The following is a 16,947-nucleotide window of genomic DNA, read 5'->3' as shown; positions in this document are numbered from 1 at the left end:
GTTTTTCAGCAAAAACAAAAATCAACTCTATAAAAGGAGGTCTATTTACCTTGCATCCCACACATAGTGAACTTCCTATACGAGCTGCCATTTTAACAGTGAGCGACACACGCACAAAGGCGGATGATCGTGGTGGTCAGCGTATTCAATCATTACTTCAAGAAGCTTCATTTGAATTAATAGACTATCGAATGTCAAAAGATGAACCACTTGAAATCTCAAACCATGTACAAAAATGGTGCGATGATCCTACCATTAATACCATTATCGTAACAGGAGGAACAGGGTTTACACCGAGAGACCAAACTTACGACACGATTCTCCCACTTTTCGAAAAAGAAATGATGGGATTTGGTGAATTATTTCGAACACTTAGCTATGAAGAAATCGGCCCAAAAGCCATGTTTAGTCGTGCAACAGCGGGTAGTCGCGATAAAACGGCTATCTATGTACTACCAGGTTCCACTAATGCCGTGACACTTGCCATGACAAAACTGATTCTTCCTACTGTGCAACATTTTGTCGGTGAGTTGAATCGCATATGAAAATAGCTGGTGTTGTCTTAGCTGGCGGTCAATCTTCTCGGTATGGTCAACCGAAAATGTTTGAATTATTTGCTGGTCTGCCTTTATATAAGCAAAGTCTCATAGCCTTACAAAAAAATCAACTACATCCTCTCATTATTGCTACGAATGCTAGCTTGCAATCGAAGTTTGTAGAAGAAGATGTCCAATGGATTATTGAAAAACAGCCTCATCAAGGACCTCTGTTTGCCTTGCATAATATAATGACAAATTTTCCGGAAGTAGAGTGGTTTTTCGTAATAGCTAGTGATATGCCTTTTATTAATGCAGAATTTGTCCAAACTATGCTCACATTTATCGATGATCGTTATGAGGCGATTGTTCCTAAACAAGCTTCAAGATTACAACCTCTTGCTGCTTTATATCGACGCAGTGCTTTACCAAAAGCACTGCAATTAGTCCAACAAAACAAGCGAAGTATGAAAGTCTTGTTAGAGCAACTTCAAGTGTGTTATGTTCCCTTTGAAGAAGATAGCTCAACATTTATCAATATCAATTCACAACAAGATTGGCTACAAACATTTGAAAGGAAATCTAATAATAATGAGTAATTTTACACACTGGAATGAAGAAGGTCGTCCTAAAATGGTCGACATTTCAGAAAAAACAATCACAAACCGTACAGCTATCGCTCGCAGTACAATCACGTTATCCGATGAAGTCTATCAAGCCATCCAACAAGGAGGCATAAAAAAAGGCGACCCAACGCAAGTGGCACAAATTGCTGGGATTATGGGTGCTAAAAAAACGGCTGATATTATCCCTATGTGCCATCCAATTATGTTACAAGGAACGGATCTTCAATTTGACTATACAAAAACAGAGGTTGGTTACGAACTACACATTCAAGCTACAGTGAAATGTAGTGGTAAAACAGGTGTCGAAATGGAAGCACTAACTGCTGTATCCATTGCTGCACTGACTTTTTATGATATGTGTAAAGCCGTCGACAAGTCTATGGTGATTAAAGAAACATACCTTGTTCAAAAAACAGGCGGAAAAAGTGGCAACTTTGTGCATAAATAAACAGAAAAAACCCGGCATTATTTTGCCGTTTTTTTTCTGTTTTTTTTTACCATAAATCACTAATACCACTCTATTTCGTCTAACCACCGATGTGTGACATTTCAATTTTTGAGTTTTTCCGTTTTTCCATTGTCTGTTCATTTCGTTCATCGGAATAGCGATCTTTTCTATTTTCCCAGACGTTCGAAATGCATTGGGTGATCGTTTCATCATCTTCCCCAGACCTTAACAATTCTCGCAAACTCGTTCCCTCTGTTGCAAATAAACACGTATATAATGTTCCTTCTGCCGAAATACGAGCACGCGAACAAGTGGAGCAGAAAGAATCTGTTACAGACGATATCACGCCAATTTCACCTTGGGCATCCTCATATTGATAACGTGTAGCTACTTCCCCTTTATAATTAGGGTCAACAGGATGCACGGGAGACAATTGGTGGACTTGGTCAATAATTTCTTTCTTCGACACAACCTCATCTAATCGCCAACCATTCGAATTACCGACATCCATATATTCAATAAAGCGAAGAATATGCTGTTTTTCTTTAAAATATTCTGCCATCAAAATGATATCTTGCTCATTTTTTCCTTTTTGAACAACCATATTGATCTTCACTTGTAAACCCGCTTCTGCCGCTTTTTCTATACCTTCTAATACCGTTTTCACTTTTCCTCGATGGCCATTCATCTCGAAAAACCTTTCCTCATTTAGAGAATCTAGGCTAACAGCTACTCGTGATAAACCTGCTCTCGCCAATTCATTGGCATATTTTTTCAACAATGTGCCATTGGTCGTTAAAGCAATATCCTCTACTCCATCTATGCGATGTATACGTTCAATTAATGTCGGCAGATCACGACGTAGTAAAGGCTCACCACCAGTAATACGTACTTTTTTCACACCTAATGAAACGAAAATCTTTACTAATCGTTCGATTTCTTCAAAACTCAATATTTTATCGGACGGTAAAAAAGCATAATCTGGACCAAATACTTCTGCAGGCATGCAATATTGACAACGAAAATTACAACGGTCTGTCACTGATATCCTTAAATCTCTTAATGGTCTGTGTAATTGGTCTTGTAGATTAGTAATGTTAATCTCTTCCTTTCATTTTATTTATAGGTAAGTGAATACGTTCTTTATGTGTATAAATATTAAGTGTGTTTTGGCGAATAAAACCTACCGTCGTAATACCAAGTTGCTCTGCCAATTGCAATGCTAATTCTGTTGGAGCCGATTTGGACAGCACAATTTCACAGCCAATTTTCGATACTTTAAGTAAAATTTCAGATGAAATCCTTCCGCTAAATACGATAATTTTGTCCTGAATGCTAATTTTGTTTTTTAGGCAATAACCATAAATTTTATCTAAGGCATTATGGCGTCCAATATCCATTCTACTTAATAAAACACCATTCGCATCACATAGCGCTGCATTATGAACACCACCAGTTTGTTTAAATGTTTCAGCCAAATCTTGCATATCCCGCATTAAACGAAAACAATCATCTGTTGTAATACGCACATGAATGCCTTCCATTTTTTTAGCTACTAATGCATCATTAGCAAAAACAAAACCTTGGCGGCTCATGCCACAACAAGAAGTAATGTAACGTTTATTTTGAATTTGTTGAAAGTAAGGATTCACACGCTTTGTTTTAACGTGCACAAACCCTTCTTTTTCTTGGTGCCAAATGGCTTCAATATCTTCGTAATCGCGAATAATTCGTTCAGAAGCCAAATAGCCAATAACCATATCTTCTACATACTCGGGTGTGCAAACCATCGTCACGAATTCTTGCTCATTAATCTTTACTGTGACCGCATATTCTGTGACAACAGTATCTTCTATTTCTTTGATTTGATTACCTTCAACACGTATTATTTCTCTAGCTACTGCGCGTTCCATATGGCATCCCCTTTATTCACTAATATTATCTTCAAAAACAAAGACAGAAATAGCAAAGTCTTCTTCAATTTTGATATCTGAAAATAAATGGAGTAACTTAGTGCCCATCAATTCTTCCATGCCTTCTGGAGGTGATTTAGTATACAAATCTTGAATCATTCTTGTACGTGCAGCATGAACCATTTTTAACCCTTCAGGCGTACTCGCAATAAATTTTTCTGTCGGTGTGATATTACCATATAAAGTTGACACAGCCATGTTCTCTACGAAAACAGTATGAATACGCTCTGGTCCTTTTCCAAATATATCTTTGCGTAGTTTTCGAATAATGTCATTGAACTCATGCACTTTTTTTGACATTTTAACGATTCTCCCAACGTAATTAATCTTTTTTTCCTATGTTCATGGGGGTCACCCTTATAGTTTGTTAATAATATAGCAACTTAAATAAAAATTAAAGAGAAAATATCCAATGATAATTATTATCAGTTAATAAATTTTATTATAATTATTGTCCATTTTGGCTGAAAAGGCTATAATAATTGGTATTACATATGGAATGAAAGTATTTTGATTCTTATGTCATGGTTTCATATAAATAAATTTGAACTATTGGCATAGTGGTTTTAATATTTAAATTCTATAGTTATATTGAATAAAAAATAAAAGTTGATTGAATTTTTAGCAAGGCCTGTTAAGAATTTTATCCACCATGAATAAATAGCATGTTAGTACATGCCTTTTCATGGTGGATTTTTTTATTTTTGAGCAATATCAACATCGACAACTTGTAATAAGTGTTTCTTCATCAAGTTGGTGTAGAATTGGACAAATTGGGAAATGACATTATAACAAGACAATTTTTTAAAAATAACAGACAATCAAAATAAAACTCGTAACTCTATTCCCGATTTATCCTAAGTATTAACCTGTTGTCAAATAAGTCTCAAAGAGCAAAAGGAGGAAAATACTTTGACTACAATTAAAATTAATGGCCAACCGTATGATGTAGCAGAGGGAGCTACAATACTTGATACCATTAATCAAAATGGCATCGCCCATCCACAAATTTGTCATGTACCATCTGTTGATCCTATCGAAACTTGTGATACATGTATCGTCGAAGTGAATGGACAATTAGTTCGCTCTTGTTCAACAAAAGCAGTAAACGGCATGGATATCCAACTTACTTCTGATAAAGCGAAAGCTGCACAAACAGAGGCGATGGATCGTCTACTAGAAAATCATTTACTGTACTGTACTGTTTGTGATAATAACAACGGAAATTGTACATTACACAACACTGCAGAATTAATGGAAATCGAACATCAAAAATATCCTTATCAACCAAAAGTTGAACCACACGAAGTAGACATGTCTCACCCGTTTTATCGATATGATCCAAACCAATGTATCGCATGTGGACAATGTGTAGAGGTTTGTCAAAACCTCCAAGTTAATGAAACATTATCTCTTGACTGGGAAGCTGAAAGACCAAAAGTAGTTTGGGATGAAGGCGTTGCCATTAACGATTCTTCATGTGTAGGCTGTGGACAATGTGTTACCGTTTGTCCATGTAACGCATTAATGGAAAAATCAATGCTTGGTGAAGCTGGTTTTATGACTGGACTTAAACAAGAAACATTAGATCCGATGATTAGTTTAATTAAGGAAGTCGAGCCTGGCTATAGCGGCATCTTCGCTGTTTCTGAAGTCGAGGCTGCTATGCGTAGTAAACGTACAAAGAAAACAAAAACAGTTTGTACTTTCTGTGGAGTAGGTTGTTCGTTCGAAGTTTGGACAAAAGACCGCAAAATTTTAAAAGTGCAACCTTCTGACGGTCCTGTAAATGCTATTTCTACTTGTGTAAAAGGAAAATTCGGTTGGGACTTCATCAACTCTGAAGAACGAATTACAAAACCATTAATTCGTAAAAATGATGCATTTGTTGAATCTTCATGGGATGAAGCTCTTGACTTAATTGCTACTAAACTAGGTGGCATTCAAAAAGAACACGGTTCTGGTTCTGTCGGCTTTATTTCTTCTTCAAAAATTACAAACGAAGAAAACTACTTAATTCAAAAAATGGCACGTCAATTATTCGAAACAAACGACGTTGATAACTGCTCACGCTATTGTCAATCTCCAGCTACAGATGGCCTACTACGCACAGTTGGTATAGGTGGCGACGCTGGAACGATCAAAGATATCGCAAAAGCTGGCCTTGTTATTATTGTTGGGGCAAACCCTGCAGAAGGTCACCCTGTTTTAGCTACTCGTGTAAAACGTGCCCATAAGTTACACGGTCAAAAATTAATTGTTTCCGACATTCGTAAACATGAAATGGCTGAGCGTTCTGATATTTTCATGCGCCCAAAACAAGGAACAGACCAAGTATGGTTAATGGCCGTTACAAAATATATGATCGATCAAGGTTGGCATGATGAAGCCTTCATTAAAGAGAACGTGCACTTCTTTGATGATTTTAAAGATGTACTTGAAACATACACACTAGAATATGCAGAAAAAGAAACGGGCATTTCAAAAGAAACGTTGATAAATGTTGCTGAAATGATTCGTGATGCTGACGGTACATGTGTACTTTGGGGTATGGGTGTTACACAAAATACAGGTGGCTCATATACATCAGCTGCAATTTCTAACCTACTTCTAGCTACTGGTAACTATCGTCGTCCAGGTGCAGGTGCCTACCCTCTTCGTGGTCACAACAATGTTCAAGGTGCTTGTGATATGGGTACACTACCAAATCTATTACCAGGTAATCAAAAAGTAATAGACGACGAAGCACGTAAGAAATTTGAAGAAGCATATGGTGTGAAAATCAAACCTGAACCAGGTCGTACGAATATGGCAATGTTAGATGCTATCATGGAAGGTAAAATGAAAGCAATGTATTTAGTTGGGGAAGATATGGCACTTGTAGATTGCGATGCTAACCATGTAGATAAAGTACTTTCACAATTAGACTTCTTTGTTGTACAAGATTGCTTCCTTTCACGTACAGCACAATATGCGGATGTTATTTTACCAGCAGCACCTTCTCTTGAAAAAGAAGGTACTTTCACGAATACAGAGCGTCGTGTGCAACGTCTATATCAAGTATTACCAACACTTGGTGAATCAAAAGCCGATTGGGAAATCCTACAAACAGTTGCTCGTCGCTTAGGTGCTGACTGGAATTACAGTCACCCAAGTGAAATCTTTGCTGAAATGGCTAGTCTTGCTCCATTCTTCTCGCAAGCGAACTATGATGTATTAGAAAATTGGGGTAGCTTCTGTTGGGGTAGCCATGATGGTAAAGACACACCTTTACTATATGAGGATGGCTTTAACTTCCCTGACAAAAAAGCTCGTTTTGCTTTAAATGATTGGATCAGACCGGTTGAATATGAAGCACAATATGATTGCCATATTAACAACGGTCGTATGCTTGAACACTTCCATGAAGGTAATATGACAAATAAATCAAAAGGTATTCAATCGAAAGTACCTGAAATTTTTGTTGAAGTATCACCAGAACTAGCAAAAGAACGCGGCATTGAAGATGGAGCTCTTCTTCGCTTAGTGTCTCCTCAAGGCGCATTAAAATTAAATGCCCTAGTGACAGATCGCGTACAAGGAAATGAACTTTTCTTACCTATGAACTCTGTTAGCAAAGATTCGGCGATTAATTTCTTAACGGGCCCAGCTGCAGACATCAATACATCGACACCGGCGTACAAACAAACAAAAGTACGCGTAGAAGTATTGAAACAAAAAGGAAAATCGCCACTTCCTAGAACAAACCCGCGTTATAAAAAGCGTCATCCACAAAATGGTGTTGAGGTAGAGCGCAAATGGAATCGTCCTGGCTACGTTCACTTAACAACTAACGAAAGGGAGTGAGTTCATGGCAGCACCAATTACGACAATTCAAAAAGCGCAAAAAACAGAGGAACAACTAAAGGAAGAAAAGTTAGAGAATTTAAAGCAACTTCTTTCTGAGAATGAAGAAATGGTTAACCAAGTCTTTACGATCATGGCAGAACTAAATGATATTGGAGCACTAGAAGCAGCTACAAAACTACTAGAAGCAAAAGAAGAGGTTACCCATGTTGCTCTTGGTCAATTAACTCGTAAGCCTGTTACGAATATCATCAACAACTTAATGGGTGTTGCGGGAGCATTAACCGAACTGAACCCAGAAACAACAACAAAGCTGATTGAAGGCTTAAATACTGGCTTAGATGAAGCGAACAAAGCTGTTGAATCTGATGAAAAAGTTAGTGCCTTTAAGCTGTTCAAAATGCTAAACGATCCTGATGTTAATCGTGCTGTGAATTTTGGCGCTCACTTCTTAAAAGGGCTAGGCAAAGGCCTAAAATAGGAGGATGGTTTCTTATATGCTAACGAACGAGCACATTTTAAAAACTTTACAGAAAATTGATGACCCAGAGCTTCATAAAAGCATCGTTGACTTGAATATGGTACGCAATATTCAAGTCAATGGTACGGATATCTCACTTGATATTATCTTGACTATTCAAGGATGTCCTTTGAAAGCCAAAATCCAACAAGATGTTGAAGAAGCGTTGAAAGCAATCGGCGCATCAAATGTCTCCATTACATTTGGTTCTATGACAGATGACGAACGTCGTAGTTTAACAGCTTCTTTAAAATCAGAAAAAGTTACGGATAAAGGTATGCCTAAAATGCTTCTACCCGATTCTGGTGTCAAATTTATAGCAGTTACTAGTGGTAAAGGTGGCGTCGGTAAATCTACCGTGACGATTAACTTAGCAGTAGCTCTTGCCCGTCTTGGAAAACGTGTAGGTATTTTAGACGCAGACATATATGGATTCAGTATTCCTGCCATGATGAAGATTCAACAAAAGCCAACAATGCTTGACCAAACAGCTATTCCAGTAATAAGTCATGATGTGAAAATCATGTCGATGGGCTTTTTCACAAACGAAAACCAACCTGTTATGTGGCGTGGCCCAATGCTCAACAAATGGATTCGTAATTTCCTTGTCAATACACATTGGTATGATTTAGATTATCTCCTTATAGATTTACCACCTGGTACAGGAGATGTAGCCATTGATATGGCAGCAATGATTCCACAAGCACATGAAATTATTGTAACAACACCACATCTTGCAGCTTCTCATGTTGCTTCTCGTGCAGGTCTGATGGCTCAACATACGAACCACACGATTCTTGGTGTTATTGAAAACATGGCTTACTTTGAAAACTCAACTGGTGAAAAGAACTATTTATTCGGTCAAGGTGGCGCCGAAAAATTAGCAGATGAACTTCAGACAAGTATCATCGCTCAAATTCCATTTGCGCAACCTGAGGAAAATACAGGTTCTTCCGTTTATGACGAAGACTCCATTATCGGTGAGGTATTTACCCACCTTGCAGAAGATATTATGTATCAATAAAGTGAAACTTTCATCAGTGGGCGGGTTTCTTCATCCCCCTACTTACCCATCAGGCTTTTGCAGGCAGTTAATCTCTCGCCTAAGAGCATGATAAAACACAAAAATCCTTGTCTCGCGTTTAACACGAGACAAGGATTTTTTAATGGAGCAATGTTCAAACTTGAAACACTTCCCTATATGTAATTCAATAACCAGCCTTTTTTAAAACCTGCATAAAATAAAAGCGGTATGTATTTTTAACGAAAGTATCTAAAGGGAGCCCAACATTTAATTGATACTTTGTAAAAATAAAATAAAAACGCTTATCCCATTTTAACCGTAATAACTCCCCAGCATCTTCACCATATTTCTCCGTAAATTCCTCAATTAAAGGTTCAATCATATAGTAGCAATAGTCTTTTAAGTTTGCGAGAGCCTCTATATCTTTCTCCTTTTGAAAACGCGTAATCCAATCTACTAATTGTTCATTCATTTTAAAATCCATCTCTCTTTATTGAGTTTCTTCCTATTATATTATAACTCTTTTTATAGGTTTTCGCTTCTTTCGTTTTTGAGACATTCAGGCTGGTATCATTGACTATCCTAATTTACGAGCCCTTTATTATATTCAATCCACTTTTCCATTTCTCTCTCTACGGCTCGATTTTGCCATTCAAACCAAATACCTGAACATTCACTACAATGACTATCTACTCCACTTTTATTATGCATATCTTTACGTGTAAATACAGTTTTTTTACGACAGCTGTAGCAGTAAATTTCTAACTCTTTATCAAATTCCATAACGATCAACTCCAACATTTTTACACCTATTTCTTTCCTTTTTTTATATAAATTATTCTAATTTACAAAAGAAACATCACGGATGGTAGTGAGAACTTCAAAATTTATTAACCCTATAGAGGTTAAGTGCTATAAAATACATTTTTCCGGAAGTTGATCTAATCACATTAAGAATGAACAAGATAAAAAAAAGTGCCTCAAATCCTTGAAACAAAGGATTTAAAGCACTTTTCAGTTGATTCTAACTTGGTTCTTTTTGATCCTCACGAAGAGGTCTTCATATGATTTATTAAAGCTAATCATTAACTTAATCCTGCATACAGTAGTCAGTCGCGACCTGCCTCGTAAAACTTCTGAGCCACCATTGCCGGCCTTGTACGCGTGTCTGTAAAGTGGTCACCGTCGCCAACAATCAGGCGGAACTGCCCGAGTCGTCTGGACATATTCGGATGCCAGCCGTAATTATCTCCTCGTGGCAATGCGTTGTCTTGGTAGAAATAGACATAACTTTTGGGCGTAAGTAGCGAGTAGAACTTTTTAAGATCCAGTTTCTCGAAAAGCGGTTTAGCCGGTTCCGGAGTAACGCTTTCATACATCCGTTTAGCTTCCTCCAAAGTAGCTGTATTGACGAACGAATCCCGAAACAGGGAAAACGGCATGGAAATCGTATCGTCGTTCGAGCTGGCTCTGAGCTCTTCAAAACCTTGTATCATTTGGGGCGAGAATTCGTCAGCAACTGATTCTCCGTCTTTCAGTACGAACGCGTCCCAGAAGACAAGTCGCTTTATGCGATCCGGAACCTGTTCAGCAACCTTTTGGATGACTGATCCCCCGAAACTGTGCCCGACGAGAACAAAGTTACGTAGATTCCATTTTGTTATAAAATCAACGACGGACTTCGTGATCATCGCATGCGTGACATTTTTATTCGGATCTTCGCCGTGACCTGCGTATTCAGGCGTATAGACGTCATGCCCTCGACTGCGCAACTCTGCAGCTACTCCATCCCAGAAGTGAGCATCAGCCCAAGCACCATGCACAAGCACGAAAGTAAGCCTTTGCTGTGAGGGTAAATGGTGTCTTTCATCAAATTCAATGGCACTATTGCTCCAGGGCGACCATCCATCAGAATAAGGTGAGTAATAAAAACTACTGGGCATAGACCTATAATCGAGATAGTGAAATTGAGGATAAGGAAACATGAACAAGCACCCTTTCAATTCGACATATATTATCAGCTTATGCCCACTGCATTTGAGAGGTTCCCACATTGTACAGCTACGTTCATGGCAGCAATCATTGCCTATCCCTTTCAAGGTAACTACCTCTTAAAAAGCTTTTCTAATTGCTCAGGCCCATTTTCAGGGCAGTCTCTACCTGCCTCAACTATAATAGTTATAGTTGTACCATCTTATTGCATCAGGATTAAACATATCTTGAAAGTAAGGATGCATAGTCTAGCCCCTAGATGCACTCCCTTATATTGTCTACTGCGGCTTTCTTTTCTACAAAACCATACGTAATTAATAGTCTTGTTGCATATGGATTTCTATTTTAGGCGCTACCATTTTTTTGAATATAAAGGTCGCGTTTGTTTTAGCATGGACTTTTTTAGTGCCAGAGATTTTATTTTCAAGGGAGTTTAAGTACAATTCTGCACAATCTTTAAAGAATGAAATTAGTAATATAATGTCTTTTTCACTATTAATAGAGGGTTGGTGATTAATTTAGCTTTAGCAATTCCTCTTTTAAATCTTACATTGTTTAACCATTCAACAACGGCATTTGCGTCATAGTTAGGGTGACTCCTTTCTCCATTCTCTAAAGCCCAATATTTTATATTCTGCTCCTCATCAAAAATCCAATTTAGAAAGTCCTCTTGAATACAGTTAATCTTCCTAGCTACTTTTGTTGAGCAAGAAATGTATTGAATAACATTGTCATCAAAGACGATTTTAATAATCATCAGAGTTTCAACTCCTTTAAAAACAATTACTTATTATGAAAATACTTCTTTGTTTGTTGAACTATTCTGCACCGTTAGTCGAACAAGGAATCGTTTTATTTAATATCATTATCTTAAAAGCCTACCATCTAAATCAGAATGTGTCCCGTTATAGTCTATTTCATTATCAATATCCTCTAAATTTAACTTGGTAATATCATCGTCATCTCCGTTGCCAATGACAGCCACTAATCTTAAGTCTTTACCTGGAGTGCCTAAAAGCATAGCTGTAGACTGATACGTATCGAATCCAGTTTCATCACCAAGATATTCTGATAATATCTCTAGAATATCATCTTCATTGTATTTAAATATTTTTCTTTTATCATTTTGACTCATTGCGTTTCTCTCCTACAAATTGATTACTAGTTAGTTTAATTGATTATTTAAGTTTCTTGCAATTCTTCTTCAACTAAACCGTTAGTTGAAGTAGAAAAAGGCTCTACTCCTTATTGAAGTAAAGCCCCCGTTAGTTTAAGTACATTTCTTCACAAACCACAAAAAGAATAGTTTCCACTCCAACTTAAGTTGAGTGTCTAAATTTTTCCATTCAGAAAGATTTTTACTTCTTCCTTAAATCGGTCAGCCTCCTCTAAAAAAGGATAATGATTACTCTTATTAAATATATGTAAAGTAGAATGAGGAATAAGGGCATTCATTTCTATTGAGTAATTAATAGGGCATTGTACATCATATTTACCACAAATGATTAATGTTGGTGCTTTTATTAATTTTAGCTTTCTAGTTACATCAAAAATTTGAATTTCTCTGCTAAAGTAATTTATTCTAATAGATGACATTTTTTTAAGTACATTGGATGAAAAAATATCATCATAACTTTCAGGATCAAATAAGGATAATTTTGTCCTCTCCTTAGTAAGTTCTTTTCTTGCTTCTAAGGGTAAATCAGGATTCTTTAGCTCGTCAATCAATTTCTGCATTTTATTAAAATCAGGATTTTCTTCATTGTAAATACAATCTAAAAAGGACTACCATAGGTAGTCCTTTAATTGCGGGTTAATTGATAGCATTAACTGTCAAAAACTCATTAATACTTTCTTTATTCTCGGCAATGTAATTATTTTTTTCAGACGTTTTAAATTCATTCCATACGCTTTCTTTTTCTTCATCATTATACCCTTCTGTTACCTTGTTATATAAATTATCAATAGATATAGACGTTATATAGTTATCAACTAAAAAATCATTATAATACTCATCTTCGGTGATACCTAATCCTTTAATGACGTCGTTTACATTATTAATGACTTCTTTGTTTTCTTCAGGTTCGCTTACTAAAAGATTTCTAACTTCATCAGACAATTTTTTCGCTTCAACTTCGGAAGCTAATAAGTTTTCGCTTTTTGCTTTTTCAAATAAAGCCTTTTCTTCGATTACTTTTTCAAAAGCAAGTTTTTTTGCTTCTGTATCTGACACTCTCACATCCGTTAAATACTTTTTGAAAAAGTATTGTTCAGCATATTTTTTTTCATCAATTACACTAGGAGATTTTTTGAAGGATTGAATGGACTCTGACTCATAATTCTTTACATATTGAGCTAAAGACTCATAGTTCACTGAATCAGCAGATGCATTTTCTTTTAGATTTACTTTAAAAAACACTAGTCCAGAGATAAGCGAAAATGTAAGAATAGCGATGATATATTTTTTCTTCTTCATAGTTATCCTACTCCTTTTCATTTTAGTATGATAAAGTTACACTAATTGGGAATGTGCAAGGGGCGTAGTCAGAACAGCTAATAACAACACCACTCGTATTTGTTGACTTACCTGTATTTTTCTTTACACTTTTGCTTTCGTAATTGCGATAATTGAATGTCTGAGAGCCAGTAGGAGTCACTTGGTCAGGATAATATCTAGAAAATAGACTCGTTTGCGAAATGAATGTAGAGCCATCATAAACTTTTGTGTTTGAGGATGCAGAACTAACAGAAGGTGAAGATCTATCGACATTTATATAAGATTGTCTATACGTAACATTATTAGTTGTGCCAGCTGTATATTCTTCATCATAACGTAGCGTTAATTTAAAAGAATATAGCACCATACCACTCATAGTAACTTTATTCTCAGTATTTGAATCGTTTTTCCAAGTAGCACTTGCAGAATCTAATGAAAATGCACTAAAGAACAGAAGAACCGACAAAAAAGCAAGAATTTTCTTCATATTATACACACCCTTCTATTTTATTGAATATTTTGAAGATGTTAGCACTAGTATTAACAAAGGAGGTTTTTAAAATGGATACTTTGAATATCGTCGTTGTTGTAATCGGAATAATCTTCATTGGATTAATAATTTTAGGGGTATACAATATTGTTGTAAGAAAAAAGAAAATCACCAATATGTATACACCATTTGACGATTTTACTAGAGGAACTGACAATACTAACAGAAGTAGAGATTTACAAGAAAAGACAAAATATATAGAACCTGATGATAAAGATGAAATTAAATAATTCGCATAGAGCATCAACACCCTTTCCTATATTTACTAAAATTATAAAATAATTGGAACATTAATTGAATATGCATTTGGTAATATTTTGTATTTCAGGTATTTGGATGTGTTTACTCTACTTACTAATGAATAATGTAGATATAAGGTTATTCAAAAGAATGGGTATTTACCCATCCTTTTGTGTAGAGACAAAATGCGTTATTAGCAGTAGGGAACTACTGCTTTTTTATTTAGGCTGTTTCTAAAGGATTGTTTTAGTATTTCTCAAACCTCGTCTTCAATAACTCTGCCTTCATAGCTCTCGTACTCCAATCCCTTTTCGATAAAGCTCTCTACATCTTCCACAAATGAAGTTGCAGCCTTTCTCAGATCCATTTCCACCCTATCATAATCCACCGTTATATTTTCAAGGTACCAATTTCCAACCGCTTCCTTCATCTCTTGGATGTCTAAATTATAGGCTCTTTTTCTATCTTTTCGGGAATTCCCCGTTTCATTTAAGGCTATCTCCATTTCGGTAATCACATCTATTGTTAGCTCTATATCTTTCTGGGACCTTGTGATCCAATCGAAGTCTAAATAATCCATTTCGTGTCGCCAAACTTGCTCTTCATCTTTGAATACATTTAAACGGAAGCAGAGTTCTGTTTGCTCGAGCATTTTGATCCACAAATCAATTTCAAGTGATTGGAACAGTTCTCGTAATCCATTTTCGTTTTCTTTCGTATCGGCTCCCCAGAAAAAATAAGTTACACCGCTTTGCCCTATTTGCGTCATCTCTTCCACAGCTTGTCTTACAGTTTTCTTTTTATCGCTTAATATTTGGTTAACGGAAGACTTATGTTTAATTTCCGAATTAGGCAGACCCCTCACAAAGCACTACAGCATTTAGAGAAAACCATACAGACGATAAAAGATTTAGGTATACGTTGCGTACTACACCATCCAATTAAATATAATAATCAGCATCTTGATATCATTCATCGAGATCCTACAATGCGGAGCTATTATGACCTATCAACTCGAATAATTGCTGAGATATGTATTAAGCACGACATTAACTGTGTCATACACCCTCACTATACGAATCCGGCTGGCTCGGATCCGAATGACATCAACAAGGTAAATGAAATGAAAGGGGAAATTTCGAAAGTCTTAGCTTACAGCAAAGAGGTCTTCTTATGGGAGAATTCCATTGAGGGATTATTTACAGCAGCTAACTCTAGATGGGTTGAGGATTTTGTAGAACCCTTACAATTACAAATTGTGTACGATGTTAGCCACGCCTTTATCTCGTACAAAGGAGACAATGCGAAATTAATAGACAATATGGAGAAGTTAGCACCTTATACAAAATATCTACACGTTGTAGATAGCTGTGGATTTCAACACGATAGCTTAAGATTAGGCGATGGTTATATCGATTGGAAAAGCATAATCGAATACATTCACGACAAGCCATATATCTATGAGGTTGGATTAGACAATTTCGAAGATTGCACTCCAATGATCGAGAGTCATCATTATTTAAATTCTGTAGTCTTTTTCGTTTTGGGAGATCACTTCGATGAAAAAAACTCCAAATAGGACTGCACTACAGATTTAATAATCCCCATTTATTAAATCCTAGTGATTCACGAATAGCTTCTAAGTCAAAAACAGATTCTAACAAGCTTAATTCGTATGGCTGGGTTGCTTTTTCTGAATTTCCTGCTTCTCTGAGATTAACTAAAATCACCTTATTTGTACTTACAAAAGTTTCTGCAAAATAATCACCTGTCTCATTAAATTCAGAATAGAAATGTGTTACACATAATGGCTCACCTATACCTTTAGTGAAGATTTCAAACCTTCCCCTAGATGTTTCTACAAACTCTTGTTTCCACATATAATATCCTCACCTTTATTTTTAAAATATATATTAACTTCTATAGAATTTAGTGAATTTCCTTCTTCCACTAACCTGCTTCGTTAGTACAATAAGAAAAAAGAGCTGTCCAAGCAGCTCAATGGTCTTCAAGTAAAGCACCCAGTTAGTTGAACAAGAAAAGTGAAGCTTATTAAACAATCGCGCCCGATTGTTTAATAAACAACTGCATAATGTCTACGTATTGTTCAATAAACTACATCAACAATTATGAAACTATCTTCTACTTTCTTCGTATATTAACTAAGTCAACTAATTTTCGAGGTGATAATAATGTACGAATACTATTTCGTTAAAGTGGAACTAAATTCTTGGGGTAGTAAACCAAAAGAAGATTATCAAAATATAATTCATCAATACGCATCTGACGGATGGAGATTTGTTCAAATTTTTGCTCCTTCAACTAAAGGATATGGTTCCGCAGCCTATTTTGAATTAATTTTCGAAAGACCCCTTAATTAGATTTGAGGGGTCTTTCTATTTTTGGGAACAATGTAGAATTCTGTTTACTTAAACTCATCAACTTTTTATCACTAACAGTTTTGTTCTAATGTGCCTCATTTTTTGCATTACTTTTTATTAGACATTAATAATCTAATCTATTTTTACAGCAAATGCTCATTCCTTTTGTGATTTCTTATTGAACAAACCTGCCCCGTTAGCCATCCATGAAGCGCAAAAAACAGCTCTTCACCACAGAAAATGAAAGATGATTAAGTTCTTTCATGGGAGTTCAATAAAGAAAAAAAGAGCTGCCTATGCAACTCAAAGATCTT

21 protein-coding genes and 1 pseudogene are annotated in these 16,947 nt (G+C 36.1%); 9 read left to right on the top strand and 13 right to left on the bottom strand.

The features are described 5' to 3' along the window. Positions 1-50 precede the first annotated feature (50 nt). From ABH968_RS00730 to moaC, 3 genes are read left to right on the top strand one after another with little or no spacing between them, the layout of a single operon-like run. Positions 51-545 carry a MogA/MoaB family molybdenum cofactor biosynthesis protein gene (locus ABH968_RS00730; RefSeq protein WP_370041647.1) on the top strand — a complete coding sequence of 165 codons (495 nt, stop codon included), beginning with the start codon at positions 51-53 and terminating at the stop codon, positions 543-545. Continuing rightward, a complete protein-coding gene (locus ABH968_RS00725; protein WP_370041646.1) occupies positions 542-1,135 on the top strand; it encodes a molybdenum cofactor guanylyltransferase in 594 nt (197 codons plus the stop codon). Before ABH968_RS00730 ends, ABH968_RS00725 begins: the two co-directional genes overlap by 4 nt. Further along, positions 1,128-1,610, top strand: coding sequence for a cyclic pyranopterin monophosphate synthase MoaC (gene moaC, locus ABH968_RS00720; RefSeq protein WP_370041644.1), 483 nt, complete (start codon positions 1,128-1,130; stop codon positions 1,608-1,610). The genes ABH968_RS00725 and moaC overlap by 8 nt, the downstream gene beginning before the upstream one ends. 79 nt (positions 1,611-1,689) lie before the next feature. On the opposite strand, the gene moaA is transcribed toward moaC, so the two are convergent. The 3 genes from moaA to ABH968_RS00705 are packed head-to-tail and all read right to left on the bottom strand — an operon-like array spanning position 1,690 to position 3,883. After that, positions 1,690-2,706, bottom strand: a complete 1,017-nt coding sequence (gene moaA, locus ABH968_RS00715) for a GTP 3',8-cyclase MoaA (RefSeq protein WP_370042167.1) — start codon at positions 2,704-2,706, stop codon at positions 1,690-1,692. 1 nt (position 2,707) lies between these two features. Further along, positions 2,708-3,523 carry a formate dehydrogenase accessory sulfurtransferase FdhD gene (fdhD, locus tag ABH968_RS00710; protein WP_370041642.1) on the bottom strand — a complete coding sequence of 272 codons (816 nt, stop codon included), beginning with the start codon at positions 3,521-3,523 and terminating at the stop codon, positions 2,708-2,710. A gap of 12 nt (positions 3,524-3,535) precedes the next feature. Beyond that, positions 3,536-3,883 (bottom strand): Na-translocating system protein MpsC family protein, encoded by a 348-nt coding sequence (locus ABH968_RS00705; RefSeq protein ID WP_049667590.1) that lies wholly within the window; start codon positions 3,881-3,883, stop codon positions 3,536-3,538. A 612-nt stretch (positions 3,884-4,495) separates the two neighbouring features. On the opposite strand from ABH968_RS00705, the gene fdhF reads away from it, so the two are divergent. Genes fdhF through ABH968_RS00690 form a run of 3 tightly spaced genes read left to right on the top strand, consistent with a single transcriptional unit; the run spans position 4,496 to position 8,973 of the window. After that, a complete protein-coding gene (fdhF, locus tag ABH968_RS00700) occupies positions 4,496-7,429 on the top strand; it encodes a formate dehydrogenase subunit alpha (RefSeq protein WP_370041640.1) in 2,934 nt (977 codons plus the stop codon). A gap of 4 nt (positions 7,430-7,433) precedes the next feature. Then, positions 7,434-7,910: a helical membrane plugin domain-containing protein gene (locus ABH968_RS00695; protein WP_370041638.1), complete on the top strand. Its 477-nt coding sequence runs from the start codon at positions 7,434-7,436 to the stop codon at positions 7,908-7,910. 16 nt (positions 7,911-7,926) lie between these two features. Continuing rightward, a complete protein-coding gene (locus tag ABH968_RS00690; protein ID WP_370041636.1) occupies positions 7,927-8,973 on the top strand; it encodes an Mrp/NBP35 family ATP-binding protein in 1,047 nt (348 codons plus the stop codon). Positions 8,974-9,157: 184 nt separating this feature from the next. Here the strand turns inward: ABH968_RS00690 and ABH968_RS00685 are convergent, their stop codons facing one another. The 8 genes from ABH968_RS00685 to ABH968_RS00650 all read right to left on the bottom strand — a co-directional run bounded on the left by ABH968_RS00685 (position 9,158) and on the right by ABH968_RS00650 (position 13,949). Then, positions 9,158-9,445, bottom strand: a complete 288-nt coding sequence (locus tag ABH968_RS00685; protein WP_323651375.1) for a hypothetical protein — start codon at positions 9,443-9,445, stop codon at positions 9,158-9,160. A gap of 110 nt (positions 9,446-9,555) precedes the next feature. Then, positions 9,556-9,756, bottom strand: coding sequence for a hypothetical protein (locus tag ABH968_RS00680; protein ID WP_370041634.1), 201 nt, complete (start codon positions 9,754-9,756; stop codon positions 9,556-9,558). Positions 9,757-10,082: 326 nt separating this feature from the next. Next, complete coding sequence (locus tag ABH968_RS00675; RefSeq protein WP_370041632.1) at positions 10,083-10,958, bottom strand: alpha/beta fold hydrolase; 876 nt, start codon at positions 10,956-10,958, stop codon at positions 10,083-10,085. 476 nt (positions 10,959-11,434) lie between these two features. Then, a complete protein-coding gene (locus ABH968_RS00670; protein WP_370041630.1) occupies positions 11,435-11,722 on the bottom strand; it encodes a hypothetical protein in 288 nt (95 codons plus the stop codon). 108 nt (positions 11,723-11,830) lie between these two features. Continuing rightward, the gene (locus tag ABH968_RS00665; protein WP_370041628.1) at positions 11,831-12,100 is read right to left on the bottom strand and encodes a hypothetical protein; all 270 of its coding nucleotides are present in this window, start codon (positions 12,098-12,100) and stop codon (positions 11,831-11,833) included. A 197-nt stretch (positions 12,101-12,297) separates the two neighbouring features. Further along, the gene (locus tag ABH968_RS00660) at positions 12,298-12,702 is read right to left on the bottom strand and encodes an alpha/beta fold hydrolase (RefSeq protein WP_370041626.1); all 405 of its coding nucleotides are present in this window, start codon (positions 12,700-12,702) and stop codon (positions 12,298-12,300) included. A gap of 76 nt (positions 12,703-12,778) precedes the next feature. Then, positions 12,779-13,441: a hypothetical protein gene (locus ABH968_RS00655; protein ID WP_370041624.1), complete on the bottom strand. Its 663-nt coding sequence runs from the start codon at positions 13,439-13,441 to the stop codon at positions 12,779-12,781. 22 nt (positions 13,442-13,463) lie between these two features. Continuing rightward, on the bottom strand, positions 13,464-13,949 hold the full coding sequence (locus ABH968_RS00650; RefSeq protein ID WP_370041622.1) for a hypothetical protein: 486 nt from the start codon (positions 13,947-13,949) through the stop codon (positions 13,464-13,466). Between the two features lie 74 nt (positions 13,950-14,023). Here ABH968_RS00650 and ABH968_RS00645 point away from each other — a divergent pair, with 74 nt between their 5' ends. Then, a complete protein-coding gene (locus tag ABH968_RS00645) occupies positions 14,024-14,242 on the top strand; it encodes a DUF3951 domain-containing protein (protein ID WP_370041620.1) in 219 nt (72 codons plus the stop codon). A 266-nt stretch (positions 14,243-14,508) separates the two neighbouring features. On the opposite strand, the gene ABH968_RS00640 is transcribed toward ABH968_RS00645, so the two are convergent. After that, a complete protein-coding gene (locus tag ABH968_RS00640; protein ID WP_370041618.1) occupies positions 14,509-15,021 on the bottom strand; it encodes a hypothetical protein in 513 nt (170 codons plus the stop codon). Between the two features lie 63 nt (positions 15,022-15,084). Between ABH968_RS00640 and ABH968_RS00635 the strand changes: the two genes are divergently transcribed. Further along, positions 15,085-15,831, top strand: coding sequence for a TIM barrel protein (locus tag ABH968_RS00635; protein ID WP_370041616.1), 747 nt, complete (start codon positions 15,085-15,087; stop codon positions 15,829-15,831). Positions 15,832-15,853: 22 nt separating this feature from the next. Here the strand turns inward: ABH968_RS00635 and ABH968_RS00630 are convergent. After that, positions 15,854-16,132, bottom strand: a pseudogene (locus tag ABH968_RS00630) (alpha/beta fold hydrolase); the annotation flags it as partial. Between the two features lie 312 nt (positions 16,133-16,444). On the opposite strand from ABH968_RS00630, the gene ABH968_RS00625 reads away from it, so the two are divergent. Next, positions 16,445-16,633 (top strand): DUF4177 domain-containing protein, encoded by a 189-nt coding sequence (locus ABH968_RS00625; protein ID WP_370041614.1) that lies wholly within the window; start codon positions 16,445-16,447, stop codon positions 16,631-16,633. Positions 16,634-16,947 lie beyond the last annotated feature (314 nt).

The sequence above is a fragment of the Lysinibacillus sp. RC79 genome, assembly GCF_041262405.1.
Classification (GTDB): Bacteria; Bacillota; Bacilli; order Bacillales_A; family Planococcaceae; genus Lysinibacillus.
Note: the sequence above shows the minus strand (reverse complement) of the source record. Positions and strands in the feature narration are given on the sequence as shown.

What these genes read in the sequence shown, in the direction of transcription:
- ABH968_RS00725 (WP_370041646.1), top strand. Translation starts at nt 542, where the DNA reads ATGAAAATAGCTGGTGTTGTCTTAGCTGGCGGTCAATCTTCTCGGTAT.
- moaC (WP_370041644.1), top strand. Translation starts at nt 1,128, where the DNA reads ATGAGTAATTTTACACACTGGAATGAAGAAGGTCGTCCTAAAATGGTC.
- fdhD (WP_370041642.1), bottom strand. Translation starts at nt 3,523, where the DNA reads ATGGAACGCGCAGTAGCTAGAGAAATAATACGTGTTGAAGGTAATCAA.
- ABH968_RS00705 (WP_049667590.1), bottom strand. Translation starts at nt 3,883, where the DNA reads ATGTCAAAAAAAGTGCATGAGTTCAATGACATTATTCGAAAACTACGC.
- ABH968_RS00695 (WP_370041638.1), top strand. Translation starts at nt 7,434, where the DNA reads ATGGCAGCACCAATTACGACAATTCAAAAAGCGCAAAAAACAGAGGAA.
- ABH968_RS00690 (WP_370041636.1), top strand. Translation starts at nt 7,927, where the DNA reads ATGCTAACGAACGAGCACATTTTAAAAACTTTACAGAAAATTGATGAC.
- ABH968_RS00685 (WP_323651375.1), bottom strand. Translation starts at nt 9,445, where the DNA reads ATGAATGAACAATTAGTAGATTGGATTACGCGTTTTCAAAAGGAGAAA.
- ABH968_RS00680 (WP_370041634.1), bottom strand. Translation starts at nt 9,756, where the DNA reads ATGGAATTTGATAAAGAGTTAGAAATTTACTGCTACAGCTGTCGTAAA.
- ABH968_RS00675 (WP_370041632.1), bottom strand. Translation starts at nt 10,958, where the DNA reads ATGTTTCCTTATCCTCAATTTCACTATCTCGATTATAGGTCTATGCCC.
- ABH968_RS00670 (WP_370041630.1), bottom strand. Translation starts at nt 11,722, where the DNA reads ATGATTATTAAAATCGTCTTTGATGACAATGTTATTCAATACATTTCT.
- ABH968_RS00665 (WP_370041628.1), bottom strand. Translation starts at nt 12,100, where the DNA reads ATGAGTCAAAATGATAAAAGAAAAATATTTAAATACAATGAAGATGAT.
- ABH968_RS00660 (WP_370041626.1), bottom strand. Translation starts at nt 12,702, where the DNA reads ATGCAGAAATTGATTGACGAGCTAAAGAATCCTGATTTACCCTTAGAA.
- ABH968_RS00655 (WP_370041624.1), bottom strand. Translation starts at nt 13,441, where the DNA reads ATGAAGAAGAAAAAATATATCATCGCTATTCTTACATTTTCGCTTATC.
- ABH968_RS00650 (WP_370041622.1), bottom strand. Translation starts at nt 13,949, where the DNA reads ATGAAGAAAATTCTTGCTTTTTTGTCGGTTCTTCTGTTCTTTAGTGCA.
- ABH968_RS00645 (WP_370041620.1), top strand. Translation starts at nt 14,024, where the DNA reads ATGGATACTTTGAATATCGTCGTTGTTGTAATCGGAATAATCTTCATT.
- ABH968_RS00640 (WP_370041618.1), bottom strand. Translation starts at nt 15,021, where the DNA reads ATGACGCAAATAGGGCAAAGCGGTGTAACTTATTTTTTCTGGGGAGCC.
- ABH968_RS00635 (WP_370041616.1), top strand. Translation starts at nt 15,085, where the DNA reads ATGTTTAATTTCCGAATTAGGCAGACCCCTCACAAAGCACTACAGCAT.
- ABH968_RS00625 (WP_370041614.1), top strand. Translation starts at nt 16,445, where the DNA reads ATGTACGAATACTATTTCGTTAAAGTGGAACTAAATTCTTGGGGTAGT.